We start from the raw sequence: 25,508 nt of genomic DNA on the forward strand, positions 1-25,508 counted from the left end.
CAAACACAAAACCCTGTGGGAGCAAGCTCGCTCCCACAGGGGTTGCGTTTAATTGACTGGCTGCAATGCCCACTCACGCAACACATTCTTGGTCACTTTCCCCGCTGCATTCAGCGGCATGTTCTCAAGCACTCGCACCCGGCGCGGCACTTTGTAGTTGGCCATCTGCTCGCGGCACCAGGCGAGGAATCGGGCCTGCTCGATTTCTATTCCCGGAGCCGGCAGCAGGAAGGCCATTGCCACTTCACCAAGACGTTCATCGGGGATGCCGATCACCGCGACCTGGGCCACGCCGGGGTAGGTCAGCAAACAGTGCTCGATCTCCGCCGGGTACACGTTGAAACCTCCCGTGATGAACATGTCCTTGAGGCGGTCGGTGATGCGCAGGTAACCCTGTTCGTCGAGCACGCCGATGTCCCCGGTGTGCAGCCAGCCGTCGGCATCGAGGACTTCCAGGCTGGCCTGCGGATCATTGAAATAACCCTGCATCAGGTTGTAGCCGCGCACCTGAACCTCGCCGGGAACGTTGGCCGGCTGGCTGCGGCCAGTGTTGCCAACGCAGCGGATTTCCACGCCTGGCATGGCCCGGCCGCTGGTGTTGGCGACCAACTCCGGTGAATCACCAGGACGGCAGATCGTCGCAAAACCGCAGACTTCGGTAAGTCCATAAGCGGTGACGATGGTGGCAAACCCCAGTTCGTCACGCATGCGCCGGATCATCTCCACCGGAATCGCCGCGGCACCGGTCACCGCTACCCGCAATGACGTCAGGTCAAATTCGCTGCGTTGCGGATGGGCAAGCAAAGACTGATAGAGGGTCGGCGGGCCGGGCAGCACGGTGATCCGTTCGCGCTCGACGCATTCAAGCACCGCCTGCACATCGAACACCTGCTGCGGCACGATGGTGCAGCCGCGCATCAGCGCCGCCAGCCAACCGGCCTTGTAACCGAAAGAATGGAAGAACGGATTGACGATCAGGTAGCGATCGCCCTCACGCAAACCCACCACCTCGCTCCAGTCGCGTATCACCCGCAGGTTTTGTCTGTGGTTGGTCATCACGCCTTTGGGCTTGCCGGTGGTGCCCGAAGTGAACAGCAGGTCGGACAGCGCTTGCGGGCCAAAACTTTGTTCGCGGGTTCGCAGGGACAATTGCGAAACCTCTGCGCCCAGGTCGAGGAAGTCATCCCAGTTCAGGGTGCCCGACCCACCGCTGCGCAAGGTGACGATCTGGCGCAGCGCCGGCAGATCTTCAGACGCCAGCATGCGCGGGTAATCGGCACCCAGAAATTCACCGATGGCAAACAGCATGCAGGCACCGCTTTCGCGAAGGATGTAACCCGCCTCGCTGCCCTTCATGCGGGTGTTGAGTGGCACCAGTGCTGCGCCGACACTTTGTAGCGCACCGGCAGCCACGATCCATTCCCACATATTTGGCGCCCAGATCGCCACCCGATCGCCGGCTTGAACGTTTAGCGCCAGTAGCGCGCGGGCGGCTTGGCGGCGCAGTTGGTCGAGTTCTCGGTAGCTGATCGAACGCCCGTCATCCTCGATGGCCGGGCGGTCGCCGTAGGCCTGGGCAGCGTTGGCGAACAGTTGGGCGATGGTCAGTGCGTTTGCGACAGGCGGCATGGGGCCTCCTCGGCTAGAGGACAAGTGCGAAAAGGGGAGAGGCCGGGCAGGGTGCCCGGCCGGATAGACGTTACGCGGCGGGCGGCGCGAAGCGGCGACCGGCGGAGAAACCACCGTCCACGGCGATCATCTGACCGCTGACAAAAGACGCTTCGTCTGAAGCCAGGAACAGCGCGACGCTGGCCACTTCTTCCGGTTGCCCGGAGCGATTGAGCATGTGCTGCGAGGCGAAGAAGGCGTGGAAGGCTTCCTGCTCGCGGACCATGTTGGTCATCGGCGTTTCGATCAGGCCGGGGCACAAGCCGTTGACGCGGATATTGGCATAGCCGTAGTCGATGGCCATCGAGCGGGTCAGCTGGTTGATACCACCCTTGGAGACGTTGTAAGCAACGTTGCCGTCGCAGCCTTGCAGACCGAAAATCGAACCGATGTTGATGATCGAACCGCCGCGTTGCGACACCATCGATTCCAGCGCGTATTTGCTGGTGAGCATGCTGCCTGTCAGGTTGATGTCCATCACCCGTTGCCAGTTGGCGGTGGTGGTCTGGGTCACGCTGCCCTGGTCGGCGACGCCGGCCGCGTTGACCAGCACGTCGATGCGCCCGAAGTGGCCGATGACTTCTTGCATGACCTGCTGGACCTGCGCTTCATCTCGCACATCGAGGGTCATGAACAGGCCAGGGAAATCCGCCGGTGCGGTGCCGATGTCCAGCCCGACCACTTGCGCACCTTCAGCGGCGAAGCGGCGCACACAGGCCAGACCGATCCCTGAAGCGCCGCCGGTAACCACCGCGACCTTGTTCTGCAAACGAGCCATAACTGCACCTCTTTTATTGTTGTGGGCTAATGCTGTGGCCGAGTCTAACCGCAGACCCGGCCAAGATGATCGTCCGTTGAGACTATGGCGACAGAGCGTCTCAATTGGGGAATGCTGTGGCTCTCGAACCCCCCTGTAGGAGCTGTCGAGTGCAACGAGGCTGCGATCTTTTGATTTTTCAAAGGCAAGATCAAAAGATCGCAGCCTCGTTGCACTCGACAGCTCCTACAGGGGAACACGTACTCAATCCGGGAATTTCAACCGTACCCGGGCGCCGGTTGGACGGCTCTGGCAAGCCAGTGTCCAGCCTTCGGCCAATTCTTTGGGACTGAGCACATCGTTGCGTGCCAGCTGGATCTCACCTTCCTGAACGACGCACATGCAGGCCCCGCAAAAACCTTCTTCGCAAGAAGAGGGCGCGTCCAGGCCTGCCGCTTTGCAACTTTGCAGCAGGGTGTCGCCGGGGCGGCAGGCAATTTCGTGTTGCTGGCCATCGAGCTCGACAATCAGGGCCTCGCACAGTGATCCGAGGGCCGCCACCCGGGCCAGGGTTTCTTCGGCGAGCAGTACGTCGGGATCCGGAGGCGAGACAAAGCGCTCGACATGGATGCGTTCGGCGGCTTCGCCCAGTCCCAGCAGCGTGCGCTCCACGGTGTCCATGAACGGCCCCGGTCCGCAGATGAAGTAGTCACCGCCAGCCGAACCGCGCAGCAGATGACGCACCTGGGCCTCGGTCAGGAAACCCTGAACCGAGTCGAGGACGTGCACCACGTGCAGTTGATCAGGATGCGCCTTGATCAACTGACGCAGCTCATCCTTGAAAATCACCGAGGCTTCATCGCGGTTGGCGTAGATCAACTTGATCGGCCGCCGGCTGCTGTGCAGCACTGATTTCAGGATCGAAAACACCGGGGTAATGCCCGACCCTCCGCCGAACAGCACCAGCGGTCTATCAACCGATTGCTCCTCGTTCAGGCAGAAATGCCCGGCTGGCGGCAACACCTCCAGCCAGTCACCGACCTTTACCTCGTTCATCCAGTTCGACACCCGGCCGCCCTCGACCCGTTTGACTGTGACCTTGGGCAGCGCATCCGACAGCGGCGAGCTGGCCATGGAGTAACAGCGGGTCAACAGCTTGCCGGCGCAAGGCACGCGAAAACTCAGGAACTGGCCCGGTTTGTACCGAAAGCGCTCACGCAAGGTTGGCGGTATATCCAGCACCAGCGAGCGCGCATCAAAGGTCTCGTCGATCACCGCGCACACTTGCAATGAATAGCTTCCTGTCGCTGATTCGGCCGGTGTCAGGTTCTGCTGTTGCGTGCCCATGTTCACCTCGGCCTCAGAGCCCGCTGATCAATTGGGCGTTGTCGACGCGGATCTCGGCACCATTGACGAAACGTGACTCGTCAGTGGCGAGGAACAGCACCACATTGGCAATGTCCCGGGGCGCGCACATACGATTCATCGGGTCTTGGTCGAGGGCTTCCTGAGGGATCGGCTGGCCGCCGGTCAAGGCCTGGGTCATCGGCGTGTTGACGCCATCCGGGTGCACGCTGTTGCAGCGAATGCGGTAGCCCTGTTGCTTGCAGTGCAAGGCAATCGAGCGAGTCATTGCCGCCACCGCGCCCTTGGACGCCGAGTAGGCACAGAACATCGGCATCGCGCCCAGTGCTGCCACCGACGACATATTGATGATCGAGCCGCCGCCGGTTTCCTTCATGGCCTGGATCGCGTATTTGCAGCCGAGAAAGTACCCGTCGCCATTGATTTTCTGCACCTTCTGCCACAGTTCCAGCGTGGTGTCTTCGATGCTGCCCAAGGCCAGAATCGCAGCGTTGTTCACCAGCACGTCGAGGCGCCCGAAGTGTTCCAGGGTGGTTTTGATCACCTGTTGCCAATCGCTTTCGCTGGCAATGTCATGGCGAATGAACAGCGCATTGCTGCCGATTTCTGCGGCGACCTGACGTCCGGCTTCTTCATTAAGATCGGTCAGCACCACTTTGGCACCTTCGCGGGCCAGCAGCAGGGCGTCTTCGCGACCGATACCGCTGGCGGCGCCGGTGATGATGCAGACTTTGCCTTCTACACGTTGCATTGTTGTTCTCCTGAGCGTGTGGTTTGAAGTGCGACTTGATCGGCCAGATGGGCAGCGGCCCGGCGACCGGAATAGATGCAATCGGCCAGCGACAGGCCGGAGACATAGAGGTTGGAAGCGACACCGACTGCATTGCGGCCGGCGCTGTAAAGACCTCGGATCGGCTGACCGGCGTGGTCCAGCACCTGACCACTGTGCTCGCAGACTTTCAGCCCGCCAAGGGTGATGACCGGGCAGGGAAACAGGCGGCTGGCGAAGGACAGATCGAGGGCGTACCACGGCCCCTGATCCATGTCGGCGAGCATGGCTTGCGACTTGCCGAACGTATCAACGACTTCGCCCCGCGCGGCGCGGCTATAGGTTTCCACACTCTGTCGCAGGGCCTCGACGGGCAATCCGCAACGCTTGGCCAGCTTCGTCAAGCTGTTGCTGCGCCGGGCGTTGAACAGCAAGTTGAGCAGCACCGGCAGGCGCTGGAATTGCCAGACTTTGCCCGGTCCGACCTGACGCAATGCCTCGCGCACCAACGCCCGGTTGAGAATCAGAATGGCGCGGCCGTCCTGCTCTTCGACCATTGCGTGGCCGAGGGTCGCACCGTAGATTTCTTCGTTGGCATAACGCTGCCCCCGAGCATTGACGATCAGCCCTCGGGCCCAGGCCAGCGGTGGATTGATAAAACGCCAAGCGCTGACCTTGTCCATCCGCGCCACGCTGCCACCGGCGCTCTGGCCCAGGGCGATTCCGCTGCCGTTACAGCCAGTGGTCCCCAGCGGCAAACCGGCCAGATACTGCGGCGCATGCTGGCGGACCCAGCCGCGATTGAAGATAAAACCGCCGCTGCTCAGCAACACACCCTGTTCGGCGCGAATCAGCTGGCGTTCGGCACTGGTTTGTTCGATGCGTCGCAAGCGAGCGCGCAAACGGTCGGCCAATGCCGGGGCGTACATGTGGATGGCGCTGGCCCAACGTGAAAGCCGGGCATGTTGACGGGCTGCGTGGCTACCGGGCGGCAGTTGCCAGGCTTCGACCCCCAACACGTGATCGCTGGTGTCGAGCACCAGCCGCCGCACTTCGCACTGGCTGCGCAGGCGCGCACCGTGACGCAAGGCGCTGGCCTTGAGCGGGGCAAACAGGCTGGCGCCGGACATGCCGGGGCCTTTGGTGCGGTGACCGCGAGGTGCCGGTTGGGCAATGGCGGCATAGGCCGGCACGGCTTCGTTGCCGGAGTAATAAAGGTAGTACTGGTCACTTGGGTACGAGGTTTTGTGCGGCGGCACGCTGGATTCGAACGCGACACCCTGACGCTCAAGCCAGGCCAGTTGCTCGGCACTGCCTTCGCAGAAACTACGCAGCGTCTGGCTGCTGACAGCCTCGCCGACTTCCCGGCGCAGGTAGTTGAACATCGCTTCGCTGCTGTCTTCATAGCCCGCCTGGCGCTGATACGGCGTGCCGCCACCGGCATACACCACTCCGCCACTGAGCGCGGTGGCGCCGCCACCTTCAAAGCGGTCCAGCGCCAGCACCGCCAATCCGCGACTGGCCGCTTCGATGGCGGCACAGGCGCCGGCGCAGCCAAAACCGACTACCAGCAAGTCGCAGCGATCATCCCATTGCAGCTGGTCGGCGCTGCTGACTCGTAGCGCCGTCAACCCTTGTATGCCGTCCATATTCACGCCTCAGCCCGCGACAGCGAAGGCGGCTGAGGGTTTTGCGGTGGTGGTGTAGGTGCCGTCGAGGTAGACCAGCGGGGTGATCGCGTCGCTGGTGTGGATTTGCAGGATTCGCCCGATGAAGACGGTGTGGGTGCCGTAGCTGAAGTGGCCGTCTTGCCGGCAGAGGATGGCCGATTGGGCGTCTCCCAGGTAGGGAATGCCGCCGGCACTGGTCAGCCAGTTGCCTCGGTCGAATCGTGCTTCGCCTTTGATTGCGCCGCTGCACAGGTGGGCGAGGTCTTGTTGTTCGACGCCGAGGATGTTGACGCAGAAGTCTGCGCCGGTCGCCAGTGCGGCGTGGGGGGAGGCGGTTTTGTTGATGCAGATGAGTAGCGATGGGGGTTCGGTGCTGAGGGAGTCGACTGCCGTGGCGGCCATGGCGAAGCGCTCGGAGCCGTTACTGGTGCTGATTATGGTGACTGACTTGGCCAGGCGGCGCATGGCCTGGAGCATGTCGGCTTTCAAATTGATGTCGTTCATCGCACTTGCCCTTTCGTTGTGCATGGAGTGCGATGGATTCTTGCTCTGACGCCCCTCTGTAACATCGTCCGAGGGGACTAGGCCTTGGCGGCCTCTGGGCCGACCAGGCTCTTGTTGGTTGAGTACATATCCATTCCTTCGGTGATGGCGGCTGACGGTTTCGCCCTTACGGCGAGTCCCTTTTGTCAAACGCCACAAAAGGAACCAAAAAGTCTCGCCCCGAGCGTCCGGCCCCTCGCTTAGGCTCGGCGTTCCTTCGTTCCGGTATTCATCCGGGGGCATCGCCTCCGGTCGGCTTCGCTTCGACCTCCTCTCGATGTGTTCGACTTCGTCGAACGGCGCTGCGCGCCCCCCCCCCCCGGATGAACACCTCCACTCAGCCTCCCGAAGGGGCGGGTGGATCAAGATCAAAAGCTGCAGGCGAGCTAACGCTCGGCCTGTTGAGTGGTGAGGAGCGAAAGGCGAAAGGCGAACACCGATCCCCTGTGGGAGTGAGCCTGCTCGCGATGGCGGCCTATCTACCAGCCAATCTCTCGCAGCTGTACGCAGTCCCCCTGTAGGAGCTGCCGCAGGCTGCGATCTTTTGATCTTGGCTTTCATCCTTCGCTTTTCTTCAAACGCCGCATGGTCCGTTTGAGGGATGCCCACCGCCCCACGCATTGCTTGAATGCCGCTGTGGAGGCGAGCACCACCGGTGCTGCATCCGCCCCGCTGTACGCGCGCCCCGGCGGATGGGGTGAACAGAGGAGAACAATAAAAATGCTCAACCAAGACCTGATTCGCCAGCGTCTGAGCCAACGTGCCCGCGAGCTGGTGCCGATCCTGCGTGAGCGCGCCCAGAACGCCGCGCAAGCCGGCCAGTTGCCTGAAGAGACCCTGAAGGATTTCCACGACGCCGGGTTCTTTCGCATCCTTCAGCCATCGCGCTGGGAAGGTTATGAACTGGAGCCCAGGGACTTCTTCGAGGTGCAGATGACCCTCGCCGAAGGGTGCATGTCCTCGGCCTGGGTGCTGGGGGTGGTGGCGATCCATAACTGGCAACTGGCGCTGTTCGATGACCGTGCGGCACAGGATGTCTGGGGCGCCGATTCCAGTGTGCTGATCTCTTCTTCCTATATGCCGGTGGGCAAGGTCGAGCGGGTCGAGGGTGGTTTCAAGCTGAGCGGGCGCTGGGGGTTTTCTTCCGGCAGCAAGCATTGCGACTGGGTGTTCCTGGGGGCGTTGGTACCACCGGAGGAGGCGGGCGGGGCGCCGGATTACCGGACGTTCCTGGTGCCGCGCAGCGACTATCAGGTACTCGATAACTGGAATGTCATGGGCCTGGAAGCCACCGGCTCCCACGACATTCTGGTGGAGAACGCCTTTGTTCCGGAGTACCGCACTCATCGGGCGTTCGACGGTTTCATGCAGGACAGTCCGGGTAACGCAGTGAACACCGCGCCGCTGTTCCGCCTGCCATTCGGGCAGATTTTTGTGCGGGCGGTGTCGTCCTCGGCCATTGGTGCCCTGCAAGGCGCGGTGGATCAGTTTGTCGAGCACAACCGCGCGCGGGTCGGGGTCAACGATGGTCGCAAAATGGTCCAGGACCCGGCCGCGCAATCCGCGCTGGCCAACGCCATGGTCTGCGTCGACGAATGCAAAACCGTCCTGCTGCGCAACTTCGCTCTGATGATGCAACGGGCCCAAGGCGCAGAGCCGTTGAGCATGCCCGAGCGGGTGAAGATGCGTTATGACTCGGCGCTGGTGGCCGACAAGTGCGCCAAAGCGGTTGCCGACCTGATGTTCAACAGCGGCGCCTCGACCATCTTCCGCAGCCACACGATCAACCGGGCATTCCGCGACATTCACACTGGCCGCGCCCACGTCGCGAACAACCCGGCCAAGTACGCCTGGAATCTCGGCGGGGTCAGCATGGGCCAGGACAGCAACGACTTTTTTCTCTGACTTTTCGCTTTGAGTCAGCTAGTCCGTTTGCGTGATTCGAGCGCCTCGCCGATGCCCGAGCATGAGGGCAAGGCACAGGTCTCTGGCGCCGACTGCGCATCCAATAAACACAAGGATCAATCATGAAATTTTCACTGATTTACGAAGCCCAGACGGTGGACTCCAGCCGCGAAGGCGACCGCAAGATTTTCGAGGACACCGTCGAGCAGGCTGTGCTGGCCGACAAGCTCGGCTTCGACACCTTCTGGTGCGTGGAACACACGGCGCTGAGCAACTATTCGCACATGTCCGCACCGGAAACCATGCTGGCCTTCGTCGCTGGCAAAACCGAACGCATCGGCATCGGCCACGGCGTGGTCTGCCTGCCACCGGCGATGAACCACCCGGTGAAAGTCGCGGAACGCATCGCCACCCTCGACCTGTTGTCCAAAGGCCGGGTGCATTTTGGCGTCGGCAAGGGTGGCACCCAGCAGGAGGCCGGCACCTTCGGTTACGACCTGGCCACGTTGCAGCCTCAGATCGACGAAATGATGTACCTGATCCCGAAAATGTTCGTGCAGGACGAAATCGAACACAACGGCGATTTCGTGCAGATCCCGAAACGACCGATCCATCCCAAGCCTTATCAAGACCCGCATCCGCCGATGTACCTGGCTTGCACCAATACTGAGTCGCTGAAAAAGGCAGGTGGTCGCGCAATGGGTGCATTGGTGCTGGGCTTCGGTGGCCCGGAAGAAATCGCCAAGAAGGTCGAGGTCTATCACGAAGCCTTTGATAACCGCGATGAGAAGCAGCAGGTGGGCTTCCGCCCCAACCGCCACATCGCCGCGCTGTGCCCGGCCATCGTGCTTGAAGACAACGAAGAGGCGCGCCGCATCGGCATCCGCGGCCAGCGCTACTTCATGGAGTCGTTGGGCTACTGGTACGGCGGTGGCGAGCGCCCGGACCCGGAGAAGTGGAAGGACGACACCTTCGTCGATGGCAACGGCCAGAGCGTGATCAAGTCGCGCTTCGCCTCGGAAGAAGTCAGCGTCGATTTCTCCGACCCGACCATGGCGATGATGAACCCCAACCACGCCTACGGCACCGTCGAGGATTGCATCAGTTACGTGCAGCGCCTGATCGATGCCGGCGCCGACGAAATCCTGTTCATCTGCCAGATGGGCACTGTGCCGCAATGGGCGCAACTGGAGACCCTGCGCAACATTGGCGAGAAAGTGATCCCGCATTTCCGCAAACCCTGAATCCAGCTGCATTCCCCTGTGGGAGCGAGCCTGCTCGCGATAGCGGTCTTCCATTCAACATCAATGTTGACTGGTATGGCCCCATCGCGAGCAGGCTCGCTCCCACAGGTTTTTATGCCTCCGCCAATCATTTCCGCTAGTCCCATTGGACGATGTTCCCCCCACTCAAACCCGCTTGAATAGCCCTGCATAAAGTCTCCCCCGGCAGCCGCCGAGTGCGGCGGGGCCTTAGAAAAAGAACGAGGAGTGCATCCATGGATATCCGTGGTCTGGGTTACGTCACCCTGTTATCCAGCGACCTGGCGCAATGGCGTCAGTACGCAAGCCAGGTGCTGGGCATGATGGTGGTCGGCAGCGATGACGATGAGCGGCTGTACCTGAAAATGGACGAACGCCATTACCGCATTCTGGTGGAGAAAAGCACTGAGAACGGCTTCGGTGCGTGCGGCTGGGAAGTGCCTGGCAAAGCGGCGCTTGAACACGCTGTCAGCGTTCTGGAACAGGCCGATGTACAAGTCACCCGTGGCACTGTGGCCCAGGCCGAGGTTCGTAAGGTCCAGGAACTGGTGCACTTCAGCGACCCGGATGGCAATCGCCACGAACTGTTCTGGGGCCCGTTGCAGGACTTCGCACGCTTCGTCTCGCCGGTCGGCGTCAAGGGTTTCGTCACCAACGAATTGGGCATGGGCCACGTGGTACTGCCGGCACCGAGCTTCGAGCGCTGCCGGGATTTCTACGAGCAAGTGCTCGGTTTCGGTCTGTCCGACCTGATGAAAGTCCGCTTCACCCCGGACCCGGCCGAGCCGCAAAAGCGCATCCATTTCCTGCACTGCAATAACGGTCGGCACCACTCGCTGGCGATCTTCGAGTGCCCAATGCCCCACGGCTGCGTGCACATGATGGTCGAGGTCAACGCACTGGACGAAGTCGGTCGAGCGCTGGACCGGGTGCACGCCAACGGCGTGAAGCTGTCGGCCACCCTGGGCCAGCACACCAACGATCAGATGATCTCGTTCTACATCAAGACGCCGTCCGGGTTTGACCTGGAGTACGGCTGCGATGGCCTGGTGGTCGATTGGGATCGCCACACACCTTTTGAAAGCACCGTGGTCAGCCACTGGGGCCACGACTTCAGTGTCGGTCGCCAATGAGGACGATGACGATGGACAAGCGAATGACCACGGCCGAGATGGTCGGCCAACTGCGTGACGGCATGACCATCGGCATCGGTGGCTGGGGCCCGCGACGCAAACCCATGGCGTTGGTGCGGGAGATTCTGCGCTCCGACCTCAAGGACCTCACCGTCGTCGCTTACGGCGGTGCGGATGTCGGCATGCTCTGCGCGGCCGGCAAAATCAGGAAACTGGTGTTCGCCTTCGTATCCCTGGATTTCATTCCACTGGAACCGTACTTCCGCAAAGCACGGCAGGAGGCGGCGCTGGAGGTGATGGAAATCGACGAAGGCATGCTCCTGCTCGGTCTGCGGGCCGCAGCGATGAATGTGCCGTTTATTCCGACGGCGGTAGGCCTGGGCACCGATGTGCTGCGGCACAACCCGCAGATCAAACTGATCGCCTCGCCCTATGCCGACGGCAAGGACTGGGTCGCTATGCCGGCGCTCAAACTCGATGCGGCGCTGATTCACGTCGACCGTGCCGATGCGCGGGGTGTCTGCCAGATCAGCGGCCCCGATCACTACATGGACGACCTGTTCGTACGTGCCGCGACTCACAGCTACGTGACCTGCGACGAACTGGTGGACAGCGAGTATTTCCACGCCGATGCCGGGCAAGCACATCAAGTGTTCTGGGAACGCAACCTGACCACCGCCGTGGCCCACGTGCCGGGCGGTGCGCATCCGTCTTCCTGCGCGCCGCTGTACGGTTTCGATGTCGCGCATTTCAAGGCTTACAACGCTTCGGCCCAGGCCGTCGATGGCTGGCAGGGCTACGTCCGGGACTACGTCGACTGCACCCACGAACAGTACCTGGACAAGGTCGGCGGTCTGGCTGCAATCCGCCAACTGCCGTTGCCGATTTTTTAAGGGAGCCTTGCGATGAGCACTACCAATTACAGCCTCGCCGAATTGATGATCTGCGCTGCCTCCGAAGCCTGGCGTGAAGATGGTGAGGTTCTGGCCAGCGGCATCGGCGTGATCCCACGCCTCGCCGCGTCACTGGCCATGCTCAGCAGCAATCCGCAGCTGCTGATGACCGACTCCGAAGCCTACATGGTTGCCGAACCGGTGCCGCTGGGCGCGCGAAACGGCTATCAGCCCAAGCGTGACAGCTGGATGGGATTCTCGCGGATTTTCGATAACGTCTGGGGCGGCAAGCGCCATGCGCTGGTCGGCCCGACCCAGATTGACCGCTTCGGCCAGGCCAACATTTCGTGCATTGGTGATTACGCCAAACCCAAGGCGCAAATGCTCGGCGTGCGCGGTTTTCCCGGCAACTCCATCAGCCATGCCAACTCCTTTTGCGTGCCCAGCCACAACCGTCGGGTGTTCGTCGAAGGCGAGGTCGATATGGTCGCCTCGGTCGGCTACAACCCGGCTCGGCTGGCGCGTGGCTGGTCGCTGGACGAGATCGATATCCGCCTGATCATCACCGACCTCTGCGTGCTGGATTTCCAGGGTCCGAATCGGCAAATGCGCATCCGCTCGCTGCACCCCGGCGTGACGGTGGCCGAGGTTCAGGACAACACCGGATTTGCCCTGCATGTGCCGCAAGACTGCCCGGCCACGGCGGCCCCGACCGTCGAGCAATTGCAGCTGATCCAGCGCCTGGACCCGCACAATCTGCGAGCCAGCCAGCTCAAAGACAACCCGCCAGGCCAACGCTGAGCGCCCCCGTTTCGGAGAAAAGTGATGGCTGAACATAACGACAAGAACGAGGCCGACGTGGTGCTTTACGAGGTGCGCGGCGCGGTGGCCCTGGTCACCATGAACCGTCCCGAATACCACAACGCGCAGAACTCGCAGATGACCTACGCGCTGGACGCGGCGTTTCGCCGGGCTTGCGATGACGATGAGGTGAAAGTCATCGTGCTGCGCGGTGCTGGCAAGCATTTCTCCGCCGGACATGACATCGGTACACCAGGTCGTGACGTCGATCAGACCTTCGACCGTGCCAGCCTGTGGTACGACCATGTGAACAAGCCGGGCGGCGAGTTTCTCTACGCCCGGGAGCAGGAAGTCTATCTGGGCATGTGCCGCCGCTGGCGCGAAATGCCCAAGCCGACCATCGCCATGGTCCAGGGGGCGTGCATCGCGGGCGGGCTGATGCTGGCCTGGGTGTGCGACCTGATCGTCGCCAGTGAGGATTCGTACTTCGCGGATCCGGTGGTGCGGATGGGCATTCCCGGGGTCGAGTATTTCGCCCATGTGCATGAGCTCAACCCGCGCATTGCCAAGGAGTTTCTGTTCCTCGGCGAGCGCATGCCGGCGGCGCGCGCCTATCAGATGGGCATGCTCAATCGGGTGGTTGCCCGCGATCTGCTGGAACAGGAAACCCTCGACATTGCCGGACGCATCGCGCAGATGCCGCGCCTCGGTCTGCAACTGAGCAAGCAGGCGGTCAACAATGCCGAAGACCTGATGGGCAAGCGCGCGACCATGGACATGGTCTTCGGCCTGCACCACTTTGCCCATGCGCACAATGAGCTGGTGTCGGGTGACCGACTCGGCGGATATGACGCCAAGGCCATGGCCAGTTCGCAACGCACCTCGGGCGGGGCGTGAGCATGGCGATCTCTTTGAATACCCGTTTGACCGAATTACTTGGCTGTCGCTATCCGATCATCCAGACCGCGATGGGCTGGGTCGCCGACCCGAAACTGGTGGCGGCCACCGGCAATGCTGGCGGCTTCGGCTTTCTCGCCGGGGCGACCATCGAGCCTCCGCGGATGGAGGCAGCTATCCTCGAAACCCGGCGGCTGACCGATCAGCCTTTCGGCGTCAATTTTCATATGTACCAGGCCAACGCCGCAGAGATCGTCGAGCTGGTGCTGCGTCACAACGTCAGGGCGGTCAGCTACAGCCGCTCGCCCGGCAAGCAAATGATCAGCCGTCTGAAGGACGCCGGTGTGGTGTGCATCCCCACGGTTGGCGCCCTGAAGCACGCGCAAAAAGCCGTGGAAATGGGTGCCGATGCGGTCACCGTACAAGGCGGTGAGGGCGGTGGGCATACCGGGTCGGTGCCGACTTCGTTACTGCTCGATCAAGTCGTCAATGCGGTCTCGGTGCCCGTGGTCGCCGCCGGTGGTTTCAAGGATGGTAAAGGCCTGGTCTCGGCCCTGGCCTATGGCGCCGAAGGCATCGCCATGGGCACGCGCTTTCTGATGTGCGCCGACAGTCCGGTGCCGCAGGCGACCCTGTCGCGTTACCTCGCGGTCAAGGACCCGGCGGCGATCATCATCAGTCGCGCCATCGACGGTATGCCGCAACGGATGATTCGCAACGAATTGCTCAACCAGCTTGAAGCCAGTGGTGGTCTCAAACGCTTGTTGCTGGCGGTCCGCAGTGGCCTGGCTTACCGCCGCCACAGTGGCATGAGCCTGACGCAACTGCTCGGCAGTGTTTTGAAAATGCGCGGCAGCGGTGAGCTGACGGCCGCCCAAAGCATCATGGCCGCCAACGCGCCGATGGTGATCCAGAAAGCCATGGTCGACGGGCTACCCGCCGAAGGTGTACTGCCCGCCGGCCAGATCGCCGCGTCCATCGACAGCTTGCCCAGCTGCGCCCAATTGATTGAACAGATCGTCCGCGACGCCGAACTGCGTCTGGGCGAGCTGTGCCGCCGTGTGTCGTGAAGGGGAAAGGCATGAAACCATTTAGCGTCAGTATCGATAACGGCATTGCCGAACTGGTGTTCAACCAGCCACCGGTAAACGCCTTCAATTGCCAGGGCTGGGCCGATATCGCCAGCGAGATCGAAGGCCTCGGTCGCGACGCCAGCGTGCGGGTGATCGTGATTCGGGCCGAAGGGCGCGGCTTCTGTGCCGGGGTCGACATCAAGGAACTGGCCGCCGACGGCAACCTGATCGTGGCGGTGAACAAAGGCAACTACGACAGCTTCAAGGCGATCCACCGCAACCCGAAACCGGTCATCGTCGCCGTACACGGCTTCGTCCTTGGCGGCGGCATCGGCATCTGCGGCGCGGCCGACATTCTGGTGGCCTCCGAGTGCGCCAGTTTCGGCGTGCCCGAGGTCGATCGCGGTGCCATGGGTGGCGGCGCGCATTTGCAGCGGCTGTTCCCCGTGCAGAAGGTCCGTCACATGTACTTCACCGGCGAGATGATCGACGCCGCCGAGGCCTGGCGCCTGGGAGCGGTAGAGCGTGTGGTCAAGCGCGAGGACTTGCGTGAGGCCGCGCTGCAGATCGCCCGCACCATCGCCGCCAAGAGCCCGGCCATGATCAGCCTCGCCAAAGAAGCGCTGAGCGGTATCGAAGACGGCAATCTGGAAGACAAATATCGCTGGGAGCAGGGCTTCACGCTCGAGGCCTATCGCTCACTGGACTCACAGGAAGCACGCGACTCGTTCGTCGAGAAGCGCGATGCCCACTTCAACGGCTGAAGGCACTCTCATGGACCTGACATACACCCCGGCCCAGCAGGCCTTTCGCGCCGAGGCGCGGACCTGGCTGGCGGCCAATGTACCCCGTGAACCGCTGCAATCGTTCGACACCGAGCAAGGCTTTGCCGAGCACCGAGCCTGGGAAAACCGGCTTAACGACGGTCGCTGGGGCATGGTCACCTGGCCGATCGATCTCGGCGGGCGCGGTTGCGACTTGATCGAGTGGTTGATCTTCGAGGAGGAGTACTACCGCTCTGGCGCGCCTGCACGGGTTAACCAGAACGGCATCTTCCTGCTCGGCCCGACGCTGATGGAATATGGCAGCGAGGAACAGAAAGCGCGCTTTTTGCCGCGTATGGCCACTGGCGAAGACATCTGGGCCCAGGCCTGGTCCGAACCAGGCGCCGGCTCCGACATGGCGGCGATCCGCTCGAAGGCCGAACGGGTGGGCGACCATTACGTGATCAACGGCCAGAAAACCTGGTCGACTCGCGCCGTGTGGGCTGACTGGGTATTCGGTATTTTCCGCACCGACCCTCATTCGCAGCGCCATCAGGGCCTGACGTTTATTCTGCTGCCGCTCGACAGTCCGGGGATCACGGTACGGCCGATTCCTCAGCTCAATGGCTTGCCCGGGTTCGCCGAGATTTTCTTCGACGACGTCAAGGTTCCGGTGGAAAACGCGCTGGGTGGCGAGGGCATGGGTTGGCATGTGGCGATGTCCACCGCCGGGTTCGAGCGTGGTTTGTTGCTGCGTTCACCCGCGCGTTTTCAGGAAACCGCTCGGCGACTGGTGCAGCTGTACCAGGCCAATCGCGAGCAGGCTGACCGCGACCCGGCCATTGGCGAGTCGGTGATGCGCGCCTGGCTGGACGCCGAGGCTTACACCCTGAGCACCTACATGACCGCCTCGAAACTGGTGCAGGGCGGCAAGATCGGGCCGGAGTCTTCGACCAACAAAATCTTCTGGTCGGAACTCGATCAGCGCATGCACGACACCGCCATGAGCATTCTCGGCTTGCGTGGCGAGCTGCTGCCCGAAGCGCCTGCTGCGGGCGATGTCGGTCATTGGCTGGAAGGTTTTCTGTTTGCCCAGGCCGGACCGATCTATGCCGGCACCAACGAGATCCAACGCAACATCATTGCCGAACGCATGCTCGGCATGCCGCGTGCCTGAGGAATAGACCATGGACTTTAGTTTCAGCCGCGACCAGTTGCTGTTCCAGGACAACGTCAGAAGTTTTCTGATCAACGAGGTCACTCCAGAGCGCATTCGCGAGTTGTGGCTCAGCGACAGCGGGCGCAGCGATCAGCTCTGGGCGCAATTGGTGGAGTTGGGCCTGACTGCGCTGACCGTTCCCGAAGAGCAAGACGGGATGGGCATGAATGAGCTGGACTTCATTCTGCTCGCTCAGGAATGTGGTTATGCCGGTCTGCCCGAGCCGCTGGTGGACACGATGCTGATCGGCGTGCCGTTGCTCGCCGCCCTTGATGAAAGCCACGCGGTGCTCAAACAGCACTGGCTGGCGCGCGTCGCACAAGGCCGTGCGCGACTGGCGATTGCCGAACCGGGTAATCCGCTGGTCAGCGATGCTCATGTCGCCGATTTGCTGTTGCTGGCTCATGGCGATGAGGTGCATGCGGTCGAACCTGGCGCAGTGCGCCTGACCCGCAATGTGTCGGTCGATCCCAGTCGTCAGCTGTTTCAGGTCGACTGGGTGCCAACGTCCGCCACCTGCGTGGCCGCTGGCGAACAGGGCCGGCGCTTGTGGGCAGCCGCGTTTAATCGTGGCGCGCTGGGCTGTGCTGCGCAAATGCTGGGGCTGGCCAAGCGCATGGTCGACCTCGCGGTGGATTACACCTTTGAACGCAAACAGTTCGGCAAACCGGTGGGTTCGTTTCAGGCGGTCAAGCATTTGATGGCCAACGTCGCGGTGCAGATCGAGTTTGCCAAAGGGCCGCTGTATCGCGCGGCCTACGCAGTGGCCGAGCAGCAACCGGGGCAAGACGTGCTGGTGTCCCACGCCAAACTGGCGACGGCGGAAGCGGCAATGCTCGCCGCGAAAAACACCATTCAGGCTCATGGCGCCATGGGTTACACCTGGGAAGTCGATCTGCATTTGTTCATGAAGCGGGCCTGGGCGCTGGACAAGGTCTGGGGGGGGCGCGGCCATCATAAAGGGCGGATCCGCGCGGCCTTGTTCGACGGCAATCCAGCACTGGGTGCTGGAAAAACTTTCTGACGGCGACTGTGCCTGACGTCAACATTTACCCCGAGGTACACCATGCCTGAAGCCTATATTGTCGACGCCCTGCGTACACCCACCGGGCGGCGCAAAGGTGGTTTGAGCCAGATTCACGCCGCCGATCTGGGCGCCCACGTCTTGCGTGCGCTGGTCGAGCGCAACGACATCCCCGATGACGATTACGACGACGTGATCTTCGGCTGTGTCGACACCATCGGCCCGCAGGCCGGGGACATTGCCCGCACCAGTTGGCTGGCCGCCGGCCTGTCGGAGGCGGTACCCGGCACCACCATCGATCGCCAGTGCGGTTCATCCCAGCAAGCGGTGCACTTTGCTGCGCAAGCGGTGATGAGCGGCACCCAGGATGTGGTCGTCGCCGGCGGCGTGCAAACCATGACCCAGATTCCTATTTCCTCGGCGATGATTGCCGCTGAACCGCTGGGCTTCAGAGATCCGTTCAGCGGCTCCGAAGGTTGGGTCCGGCGCTATGGCGCACAACCGCCGACTCAATTTCGTTCGGCGCAGATGATTGCCGAGAAGTGGGGGTTATCCCGCGAACTACTGGAAGCCTATTCACTGGAGTCCCATCAGCGGGCATTGCGGGCCATCGAGCAAGGGCGGTTCAACCGGGAAATCGTGCCACTGGCCGGAATCGTGCACGACGAAACACCGCGCCAGACCAGCCTGGCGAAAATGGCCGAACTGGACGTGCTGTTTGGCTGCGACCGGGTGACCGCAGCAGTGTCCAGCCAGACCTGCGACGCGGCCAGCGCGATGCTGATCGTTTCTGAAGCGGCACTCAAACGCTATGGATTGACACCGCGCGCGCGTATCCACCACCTCAGCGTGCGCGCCGAAGACCCGATCTGGATGCTCACAGCTCCAATCCCCGCCACCGCTTACGCACTCAAGCGAGCCGGGATGAAGCTGGAAGACATCGATCGGGTGGAGATTAACGAAGCCTTCGCCGCGGTCGCGATGGCCTGGCTCAAAGAGACCGGTTATCCGCACGAGCAGACCAACGTCAACGGCGGGGCGATTGCCCTCGGCCATCCGTTGGGCGCCACCGGCACCCGGTTGATGTGCACGCTGTTGCATGAACTGGAGCGCAGCGGGGGACGCTTCGGCTTGCAGACCATGTGCGAAGGCGGCGGCCAGGCCAACGTGACGATTATCGAACGCTTGTAAGCGATGTATTTGAAGGGAGCAGGAACATGAAAATCTGTGAGAACCGCGTAGTGATCATCACCGGTGCCGGCGGTGGTCTGGGCCGGGCCTATGCGCTGGCCTTCGCCGCCGAGGGCGCTAAAGTGGTGGTCAACGATATCAACCGTGAAGCGGCGCTGGCCGTGGTCGGCGAAATTCTCGGGCAGGGTGGAAGCGCCGTGGCCAACAGCAACGACATCACCCGCTACGACGATGCGGCGTTGATCGTGCGCCAGGCGATCGAAACCTTCGGCGGCCTGGACGTGGTGGTCAACAACGCCGGCATCTGTCGCGACCGCATGTTCGCCAGCCTCACCGAAGCAGACTGGGATGCGGTGGTGGCCGTGCACCTCAAAGGCCACTTCTGTATCGCCAGCCACGCCGCGCGTTACTGGCGCGAGCAGGCCAAGGGTGGTTCGCAGCTGAGTGCGCGGATCATCAACACCAGTTCCGGGGCCGGTTTGCAGGGCTCTATCGGTCAGTCCAACTATGCCGCTGCCAAGGCCGGTATCGCTGCTTTGACTCTGGTGCAGGCGGCCGAACTGGGTCGCTATGGCATAACCGTCAACGCCCTGGCCCCGGCCGCGCGCACCGGAATGACCGAGCAGGTGTTCGCCGACACCATGAGAAAACCCGAAGAGGGCTTCGACTACTTCGCTCCGGAAAACGTTGCGCCGTTGGTGGTCTGGCTCGGCTCGCAAGCGTCCAGTGCGGTGAACGGGCAGATGTTCGAAGTCGAGGGCGGCAAGTTGTCGATTGCCGACGGCTGGCGTAGAGGTCCGGAACTGGACAGGCAAGGGCGTTGGGCGTTGGGCGAGGTGGGGCAGGCGGTAGAGCAATTGATGGCCCGGGCGGTGCCGGCGGCGAAAGTGTACGGCAGCTGATTGGGCCGCCCTCTATATAGAAGGATTCGTTTCGCTCTTCTATATAGAGGAGAAACGGCTGTTTTCCGGCGCTCTGAACGTGATTGATAGAAAAACTCAATTAGGGGTTGACGGCAGATTCTGGAAGTCTATAATTCGCCCCACTTCCGGCGCAGTCGAAACGGAAAACTCCTTGGTAAACAATGAGTTACGCAGTTTTCGGCAGTGAGTTGCTTCAGGTCATCGAAGCGCGAAAGGGGTTGAAAAAGAGGTGTTGACAGCAGCGACTAACGCTGTAGAATTCGCCTCCCGCTAACGAGAGATCGAAAGCGCAAGTGGTTGAAGTTGCAAAGGAAACTTTGAAAGCTTCGAAAATAACCGCTTGACAGTAACAGAGGCTGCTGTAGAATGCGCGCCTCGGTTGAGACGAAAGATCTTAACCAACCGCTCTTTAACAACTGAATCAAGCAATTCGTGTGGGTGCTTGTGGAGTCAGACTGATAGTCAGCAAGATTATCAGCATCACAAGTTACTCCGCGAGAAATCAAAGATGTAACCAACGATTGCTGAGCCAAGTTTAGGGTTTCTTAAAAACCCAAAGATGTTTGAACTGAAGAGTTTGATCATGGCTCAGATTGAACGCTGGCGGCAGGCCTAACACATGCAAGTCGAGCGGCAGCACGGGTACTTGTACCTGGTGGCGAGCGGCGGACGGGTGAGTAATGCCTAGGAATCTGCCTGGTAGTGGGGGATAACGCTCGGAAACGGACGCTAATACCGCATACGTCCTACGGGAGAAAGCAGGGGACCTTCGGGCCTTGCGCTATCAGATGAGCCTAGGTCGGATTAGCTAGTTGGTGAGGTAATGGCTCACCAAGGCGACGATCCGTAACTGGTCTGAGAGGATGATCAGTCACACTGGAACTGAGACACGGTCCAGACTCCTACGGGAGGCAGCAGTGGGGAATATTGGACAATGGGCGAAAGCCTGATCCAGCCATGCCGCGTGTGTGAAGAAGGTCTTCGGATTGTAAAGCACTTTAAGTTGGGAGGAAGGGCATTAACCTAATACGTTGGTGTCTTGACGTTACCGACAGAATAAGCACCGGCTAACTCTGTGCCAGCAGCCGCGGTAATACAGAGGGTGCAAGCGTTAATCGGAATTACTGGGCGTAAAGCGCGCGTAGGTGGTTTGTTAAGTTGGATGTGAAATCCCCGGGCTCAACCTGGGAACTGCATTCAAAACTGACAAGCTAGAGTATGGTAGAGGGTGGTGGAATTTCCTGTGTAGCGGTGAAATGCGTAGATATAGGAAGGAACACCAGTGGCGAAGGCGACCACCTGGACTGATACTGACACTGAGGTGCGAAAGCGTGGGGAGCAAACAGGATTAGATACCCTGGTAGTCCACGCCGTAAACGATGTCAACTAGCCGTTGGGAGCCTTGAGCTCTTAGTGGCGCAGCTAACGCATTAAGTTGACCGCCTGGGGAGTACGGCCGCAAGGTTAAAACTCAAATGAATTGACGGGGGCCCGCACAAGCGGTGGAGCATGTGGTTTAATTCGAAGCAACGCGAAGAACCTTACCAGGCCTTGACATCCAATGAACTTTCCAGAGATGGATTGGTGCCTTCGGGAACATTGAGACAGGTGCTGCATGGCTGTCGTCAGCTCGTGTCGTGAGATGTTGGGTTAAGTCCCGTAACGAGCGCAACCCTTGTCCTTAGTTACCAGCACGTCATGGTGGGCACTCTAAGGAGACTGCCGGTGACAAACCGGAGGAAGGTGGGGATGACGTCAAGTCATCATGGCCCTTACGGCCTGGGCTACACACGTGCTACAATGGTCGGTACAGAGGGTTGCCAAGCCGCGAGGTGGAGCTAATCCCAGAAAACCGATCGTAGTCCGGATCGCAGTCTGCAACTCGACTGCGTGAAGTCGGAATCGCTAGTAATCGCGAATCAGAATGTCGCGGTGAATACGTTCCCGGGCCTTGTACACACCGCCCGTCACACCATGGGAGTGGGTTGCACCAGAAGTAGCTAGTCTAACCTTCGGGAGGACGGTTACCACGGTGTGATTCATGACTGGGGTGAAGTCGTAACAAGGTAGCCGTAGGGGAACCTGCGGCTGGATCACCTCCTTAATCGACGACATCAGCTGCTCCATAAGCTCCCACACGAATTGCTTGATTCATTGAAGAAGACGATAAAGAAGCAGCCCGAAATTGGGTCTGTAGCTCAGTTGGTTAGAGCGCACCCCTGATAAGGGTGAGGTCGGCAGTTCGAATCTGCCCAGACCCACCAATTTTGTGTGGGAACCTGTAGAAATACGGGGCCATAGCTCAGCTGGGAGAGCGCCTGCCTTGCACGCAGGAGGTCAACGGTTCGATCCCGTTTGGCTCCACCACTACTGCTTCTGTTTGTTGAAAGCTTAGAAATGAGCATTCCATCGTGATGATGGTGAATGTTGATTTCTAGTCTTTGGATTAGATCGTTCTTTAAAAATTTGGGTATGTGATAGAAAGATAGACTGGACAACACTTTCACTGGTGTTGGATCAGGCTAAGGTAAAATTTGTGAGTTGCTCTTAATTGAGTATTATCGAATTTTCGGCGAATGTCGTCTTCACAGTATAACCAGATTGCTTGGGGTTATATGGTCAAGTGAAGAAGCGCATACGGTGGATGCCTTGGCAGTCAGAGGCGATGAAAGACGTGGTAGCCTGCGAAAAGCTTCGGGGAGTCGGCAAACAGACTTTGATCCGGAGATGTCTGAATGGGGGAACCCAGCCATCATAAGATGGTTATCTTAAGCTGAATACATAGGCTTAAGAGGCGAACCAGGGGAACTGAAACATCTAAGTACCCTGAGGAAAAGAAATCAACCGAGATTCCCTTAGTAGTGGCGAGCGAACGGGGACTAGCCCTTAAGTGGCTTTGAGATTAGCGGAACGCTCTGGAAAGTGCGGCCATAGTGGGTGATAGCCCTGTACGCGAAAATCTCTTAGTCATGAAATCGAGTAGGACGGAGCACGAGAAACTTTGTCTGAATATGGGGGGACCATCCTCCAAGGCTAAATACTACTGACTGACCGATAGTGAACTAGTACCGTGAGGGAAAGGCGAAAAGAACCCCGGAGAGGGGAGTGAAATAGATCCTGAAACCGTATGCGTACAAGCAGTGGGAGCCCACTTTGTTGGGTGACTGCGTACCTTTTGTATAATGGGTCAGCGACTTATTTTCAGTGGCGAGCTTAACCGAATAGGGGAGGCGTAGCGAAAGCGAGTCTTAATAGGGCGTCTAGTCGCTGGGAATAGACCCGAAACCGGGCGATCTATCCATGGGCAGGTTGAAGGTTGGGTAACACTAACTGGAGGACCGAACCGACTACCGTTGAAAAGTTAGCGGATGACCTGTGGATCGGAGTGAAAGGCTAATCAAGCTCGGAGATAGCTGGTTCTCCTCGAAAGCTATTTAGGTAGCGCCTCATGTATCACTGTAGGGGGTAGAGCACTGTTTCGGCTAGGGGGTCATCCCGACTTACCAAACCGATGCAAACTCCGAATACCTACAAGTGCCGAGCATGGGAGACACACGGCGGGTGCTAACGTCCGTCGTGAAAAGGGAAACAACCCAGACCGTCAGCTAAGGTCCCAAAGTTATGGTTAAGTGGGAAACGATGTGGGAAGGCTTAGACAGCTAGGAGGTTGGCTTAGAAGCAGCCACCCTTTAAAGAAAGCGTAATAGCTCACTAGTCGAGTCGGCCTGCGCGGAAGATGTAACGGGGCTCAAACCATACACCGAAGCTACGGGTATCACTTAGGTGATGCGGTAGAGGAGCGTTCTGTAAGCCTGTGAAGGTGAGTTGAGAAGCTTGCTGGAGGTATCAGAAGTGCGAATGCTGACATGAGTAACGACAATGGGTGTGAAAAACACCCACGCCGAAAGACCAAGGTTTCCTGCGCAACGTTAATCGACGCAGGGTTAGTCGGTCCCTAAGGCGAGGCTGAAAAGCGTAGTCGATGGAAAACAGGTTAATATTCCTGTACTTCTGGTTATTGCGATGGAGGGACGGAGAAGGCTAGGCCAGCTTGGCGTTGGTTGTCCAAGTTTAAGGTGGTAGGCTGGAATCTTAGGTAAATCCGGGATTCTAAGGCCGAGAGCTGATGACGAGTTACCCTTTGGGTGACGAAGTGGTTGATGCCATGCTTCCAAGAAAAGCTTCTAAGCTTCAGGTAACCAGGAACCGTACCCCAAACCGACACAGGTGGTTGGGTAGAGAATACCAAGGCGCTTGAGAGAACTCGGGTGAAGGAACTAGGCAAAATGGCACCGTAACTTCGGGAGAAGGTGCGCCGGTGAGGGTGAAGCATTTACTGCGTAAGCCCATGCCGGTCGAAGATACCAGGCCGCTGCGACTGTTTATTAAAAACACAGCACTCTGCAAACACGAAAGTGGACGTATAGGGTGTGACGCCTGCCCGGTGCCGGAAGGTTAATTGATGGGGTTAGCTAACGCGAAGCTCTTGATCGAAGCCCCGGTAAACGGCGGCCGTAACTATAACGGTCCTAAGGTAGCGAAATTCCTTGTCGGGTAAGTTCCGACCTGCACGAATGGCGTAACGATGGCGGCGCTGTCTCCACCCGAGACTCAGTGAAATTGAAATCGCTGTGAAGATGCAGTGTATCCGCGGCTAGACGGAAAGACCCCGTGAACCTTTACTATAGCTTTGCACTGGACTTTGAATTTGCTTGTGTAGGATAGGTGGGAGGCTTTGAAGCGTGGACGCCAGTTCGCGTGGAGCCAACCTTGAAATACCACCCTGGCAACTTTGAGGTTCTAACTCAGGTCCGTTATCCGGATCGAGGACAGTGTATGGTGGGTAGTTTGACTGGGGCGGTCTCCTCCTAAAGAGTAACGGAGGAGTACGAAGGTGCGCTCAGACCGGTCGGAAATCGGTCGTAGAGTATAAAGGCAAAAGCGCGCTTGACTGCGAGACAGACACGTCGAGCAGGTACGAAAGTAGGTCTTAGTGATCCGGTGGTTCTGTATGGAAGGGCCATCGCTCAACGGATAAAAGGTACTCCGGGGATAACAGGCTGATACCGCCCAAGAGTTCATATCGACGGCGGTGTTTGGCACCTCGATGTCGGCTCATCACATCCTGGGGCTGAAGCCGGTCCCAAGGGTATGGCTGTTCGCCATTTAAAGTGGTACGCGAGCTGGGTTTAGAACGTCGTGAGACAGTTCGGTCCCTATCTGCCGTGGACGTTTGAGATTTGAGAGGGGCTGCTCCTAGTACGAGAGGACCGGAGTGGACGAACCTCTGGTGTTCCGGTTGTCACGCCAGTGGCATTGCCGGGTAGCTATGTTCGGAATAGATAACCGCTGAAAGCATCTAAGCGGGAAACTAGCCTCAAGATGAGATCTCACTGGGACCTTGAGTCCCCTGAAGGGCCGTCGAAGACTACGACGTTGATAGGTTGGGTGTGTAAGCGCTGTGAGGCGTTGAGCTAACCAATACTAATTGCCCGTGAGGCTTGACCATATAACACCCAAGCAATTTGCGTCGAAAGGCCAGATTGCGGTGTGTGAAGACGAAACGAACCGAAAGTTCGAGATACTCACAAAACACCCAACTATCGCATACCCATTCGCTGGAGCGTGAACCGAAAGGTAAACGACCTGGC

At 59.8% G+C, this 25,508-nt stretch carries 18 protein-coding genes, 2 tRNA genes and 2 rRNA genes; 16 read left to right on the forward strand and 6 right to left on the reverse strand.

What is annotated here, in order from left to right; translation table 11 throughout:
• Positions 1-48: 48 nt before the first annotated feature.
• The 6 genes from ACMXYJ_RS12445 to ACMXYJ_RS12470 form a co-directional block, all read right to left on the reverse strand.
• Positions 49-1,629: a FadD3 family acyl-CoA ligase gene (locus tag ACMXYJ_RS12445; RefSeq protein WP_415760038.1), complete on the reverse strand. Its 1,581-nt coding sequence runs from the start codon at positions 1,627-1,629 to the stop codon at positions 49-51.
• Between the two features lie 70 nt (positions 1,630-1,699).
• Positions 1,700-2,446 carry an SDR family NAD(P)-dependent oxidoreductase gene (locus ACMXYJ_RS12450; protein WP_415760039.1) on the reverse strand — a complete coding sequence of 249 codons (747 nt, stop codon included), beginning with the start codon at positions 2,444-2,446 and terminating at the stop codon, positions 1,700-1,702.
• 243 nt (positions 2,447-2,689) lie between these two features.
• Positions 2,690-3,772, reverse strand: coding sequence for a 2Fe-2S iron-sulfur cluster-binding protein (locus tag ACMXYJ_RS12455; protein WP_415760040.1), 1,083 nt, complete (start codon positions 3,770-3,772; stop codon positions 2,690-2,692).
• 13 nt (positions 3,773-3,785) lie between these two features.
• Positions 3,786-4,541, reverse strand: coding sequence for a glucose 1-dehydrogenase (locus tag ACMXYJ_RS12460; protein WP_046049827.1), 756 nt, complete (start codon positions 4,539-4,541; stop codon positions 3,786-3,788).
• Positions 4,529-6,208: an FAD-binding protein gene (locus ACMXYJ_RS12465; RefSeq protein ID WP_415760041.1), complete on the reverse strand. Its 1,680-nt coding sequence runs from the start codon at positions 6,206-6,208 to the stop codon at positions 4,529-4,531. The genes ACMXYJ_RS12460 and ACMXYJ_RS12465 overlap by 13 nt, the downstream gene beginning before the upstream one ends.
• Positions 6,209-6,217: 9 nt before the next feature.
• Positions 6,218-6,733 carry a flavin reductase family protein gene (locus ACMXYJ_RS12470; protein ID WP_309674106.1) on the reverse strand — a complete coding sequence of 172 codons (516 nt, stop codon included), beginning with the start codon at positions 6,731-6,733 and terminating at the stop codon, positions 6,218-6,220.
• Between the two features lie 759 nt (positions 6,734-7,492).
• Here ACMXYJ_RS12470 and ACMXYJ_RS12475 point away from each other — a divergent pair.
• The 16 genes from ACMXYJ_RS12475 to ACMXYJ_RS12550 all read left to right on the forward strand — a co-directional run bounded on the left by ACMXYJ_RS12475 (position 7,493) and on the right by ACMXYJ_RS12550 (position 25,366).
• Positions 7,493-8,677: a flavin-dependent monooxygenase gene (locus tag ACMXYJ_RS12475; RefSeq protein WP_415760042.1), complete on the forward strand. Its 1,185-nt coding sequence runs from the start codon at positions 7,493-7,495 to the stop codon at positions 8,675-8,677.
• Between the two features lie 122 nt (positions 8,678-8,799).
• Complete coding sequence (locus ACMXYJ_RS12480; RefSeq protein ID WP_415760043.1) at positions 8,800-9,921, forward strand: LLM class flavin-dependent oxidoreductase; 1,122 nt, start codon at positions 8,800-8,802, stop codon at positions 9,919-9,921.
• Between the two features lie 254 nt (positions 9,922-10,175).
• Entirely contained in the window at positions 10,176-11,072 is an 897-nt protein-coding gene (locus ACMXYJ_RS12485; RefSeq protein ID WP_415760044.1) for a VOC family protein, read from the forward strand.
• An 11-nt stretch (positions 11,073-11,083) separates the two neighbouring features.
• Positions 11,084-11,965: a CoA transferase subunit A gene (locus tag ACMXYJ_RS12490; protein ID WP_415760045.1), complete on the forward strand. Its 882-nt coding sequence runs from the start codon at positions 11,084-11,086 to the stop codon at positions 11,963-11,965.
• Between the two features lie 12 nt (positions 11,966-11,977).
• Complete coding sequence (locus tag ACMXYJ_RS12495) at positions 11,978-12,766, forward strand: CoA-transferase subunit beta (protein WP_415760046.1); 789 nt, start codon at positions 11,978-11,980, stop codon at positions 12,764-12,766.
• Between the two features lie 24 nt (positions 12,767-12,790).
• Complete coding sequence (locus ACMXYJ_RS12500; protein ID WP_415760047.1) at positions 12,791-13,663, forward strand: enoyl-CoA hydratase; 873 nt, start codon at positions 12,791-12,793, stop codon at positions 13,661-13,663.
• Positions 13,664-13,665: 2 nt separating this feature from the next.
• Entirely contained in the window at positions 13,666-14,733 is a 1,068-nt protein-coding gene (locus ACMXYJ_RS12505) for an NAD(P)H-dependent flavin oxidoreductase (protein WP_415760048.1), read from the forward strand.
• Positions 14,734-14,744: 11 nt separating this feature from the next.
• Positions 14,745-15,500, forward strand: coding sequence for an enoyl-CoA hydratase family protein (locus tag ACMXYJ_RS12510; RefSeq protein ID WP_046049769.1), 756 nt, complete (start codon positions 14,745-14,747; stop codon positions 15,498-15,500).
• Between the two features lie 10 nt (positions 15,501-15,510).
• Positions 15,511-16,677, forward strand: a complete 1,167-nt coding sequence (locus ACMXYJ_RS12515) for an acyl-CoA dehydrogenase family protein (protein ID WP_415760049.1) — start codon at positions 15,511-15,513, stop codon at positions 16,675-16,677.
• A gap of 10 nt (positions 16,678-16,687) precedes the next feature.
• Positions 16,688-17,743 carry an acyl-CoA dehydrogenase family protein gene (locus ACMXYJ_RS12520; protein WP_415760050.1) on the forward strand — a complete coding sequence of 352 codons (1,056 nt, stop codon included), beginning with the start codon at positions 16,688-16,690 and terminating at the stop codon, positions 17,741-17,743.
• A 42-nt stretch (positions 17,744-17,785) separates the two neighbouring features.
• Complete coding sequence (locus ACMXYJ_RS12525; RefSeq protein WP_415760051.1) at positions 17,786-18,934, forward strand: acetyl-CoA C-acetyltransferase; 1,149 nt, start codon at positions 17,786-17,788, stop codon at positions 18,932-18,934.
• 26 nt (positions 18,935-18,960) lie between these two features.
• Complete coding sequence (locus ACMXYJ_RS12530; protein ID WP_415760052.1) at positions 18,961-19,836, forward strand: SDR family oxidoreductase; 876 nt, start codon at positions 18,961-18,963, stop codon at positions 19,834-19,836.
• A gap of 586 nt (positions 19,837-20,422) precedes the next feature.
• Positions 20,423-21,961, forward strand: a 16S ribosomal RNA gene (locus tag ACMXYJ_RS12535).
• 83 nt (positions 21,962-22,044) lie between these two features.
• Positions 22,045-22,121, forward strand: a tRNA-Ile gene (locus ACMXYJ_RS12540).
• Positions 22,122-22,148: 27 nt separating this feature from the next.
• A tRNA-Ala gene (locus ACMXYJ_RS12545) sits at positions 22,149-22,224 on the forward strand.
• A gap of 250 nt (positions 22,225-22,474) precedes the next feature.
• Positions 22,475-25,366: ribosomal RNA gene (locus ACMXYJ_RS12550) — 23S ribosomal RNA — on the forward strand.
• Together the 16S and 23S rRNA genes with 2 tRNA genes alongside form the textbook arrangement of a ribosomal RNA operon.
• The last annotated feature ends 142 nt before the right edge of the window (positions 25,367-25,508 follow it).

The sequence above is a fragment of the Pseudomonas arabinosi genome, from assembly GCF_047758675.1.
Taxonomy (GTDB): Bacteria; Pseudomonadota; Gammaproteobacteria; order Pseudomonadales; family Pseudomonadaceae; genus Aquipseudomonas; species Aquipseudomonas arabinosi.

Coding starts and splice junctions, on each gene's coding strand:
- ACMXYJ_RS12445 (WP_415760038.1), bottom strand. CDS start 1,629: ATGCCGCCTGTCGCAAACGCACTGACCATCGCCCAACTGTTCGCCAAC.
- ACMXYJ_RS12450 (WP_415760039.1), bottom strand. CDS start 2,446: ATGGCTCGTTTGCAGAACAAGGTCGCGGTGGTTACCGGCGGCGCTTCA.
- ACMXYJ_RS12455 (WP_415760040.1), bottom strand. CDS start 3,772: ATGGGCACGCAACAGCAGAACCTGACACCGGCCGAATCAGCGACAGGA.
- ACMXYJ_RS12460 (WP_046049827.1), bottom strand. CDS start 4,541: ATGCAACGTGTAGAAGGCAAAGTCTGCATCATCACCGGCGCCGCCAGC.
- ACMXYJ_RS12465 (WP_415760041.1), bottom strand. CDS start 6,208: ATGGACGGCATACAAGGGTTGACGGCGCTACGAGTCAGCAGCGCCGAC.
- ACMXYJ_RS12470 (WP_309674106.1), bottom strand. CDS start 6,733: ATGAACGACATCAATTTGAAAGCCGACATGCTCCAGGCCATGCGCCGC.
- ACMXYJ_RS12475 (WP_415760042.1), top strand. CDS start 7,493: ATGCTCAACCAAGACCTGATTCGCCAGCGTCTGAGCCAACGTGCCCGC.
- ACMXYJ_RS12480 (WP_415760043.1), top strand. CDS start 8,800: ATGAAATTTTCACTGATTTACGAAGCCCAGACGGTGGACTCCAGCCGC.
- ACMXYJ_RS12485 (WP_415760044.1), top strand. CDS start 10,176: ATGGATATCCGTGGTCTGGGTTACGTCACCCTGTTATCCAGCGACCTG.
- ACMXYJ_RS12490 (WP_415760045.1), top strand. CDS start 11,084: ATGGACAAGCGAATGACCACGGCCGAGATGGTCGGCCAACTGCGTGAC.
- ACMXYJ_RS12495 (WP_415760046.1), top strand. CDS start 11,978: ATGAGCACTACCAATTACAGCCTCGCCGAATTGATGATCTGCGCTGCC.
- ACMXYJ_RS12500 (WP_415760047.1), top strand. CDS start 12,791: ATGGCTGAACATAACGACAAGAACGAGGCCGACGTGGTGCTTTACGAG.
- ACMXYJ_RS12505 (WP_415760048.1), top strand. CDS start 13,666: ATGGCGATCTCTTTGAATACCCGTTTGACCGAATTACTTGGCTGTCGC.
- ACMXYJ_RS12510 (WP_046049769.1), top strand. CDS start 14,745: ATGAAACCATTTAGCGTCAGTATCGATAACGGCATTGCCGAACTGGTG.
- ACMXYJ_RS12515 (WP_415760049.1), top strand. CDS start 15,511: ATGGACCTGACATACACCCCGGCCCAGCAGGCCTTTCGCGCCGAGGCG.
- ACMXYJ_RS12520 (WP_415760050.1), top strand. CDS start 16,688: ATGGACTTTAGTTTCAGCCGCGACCAGTTGCTGTTCCAGGACAACGTC.
- ACMXYJ_RS12525 (WP_415760051.1), top strand. CDS start 17,786: ATGCCTGAAGCCTATATTGTCGACGCCCTGCGTACACCCACCGGGCGG.
- ACMXYJ_RS12530 (WP_415760052.1), top strand. CDS start 18,961: ATGAAAATCTGTGAGAACCGCGTAGTGATCATCACCGGTGCCGGCGGT.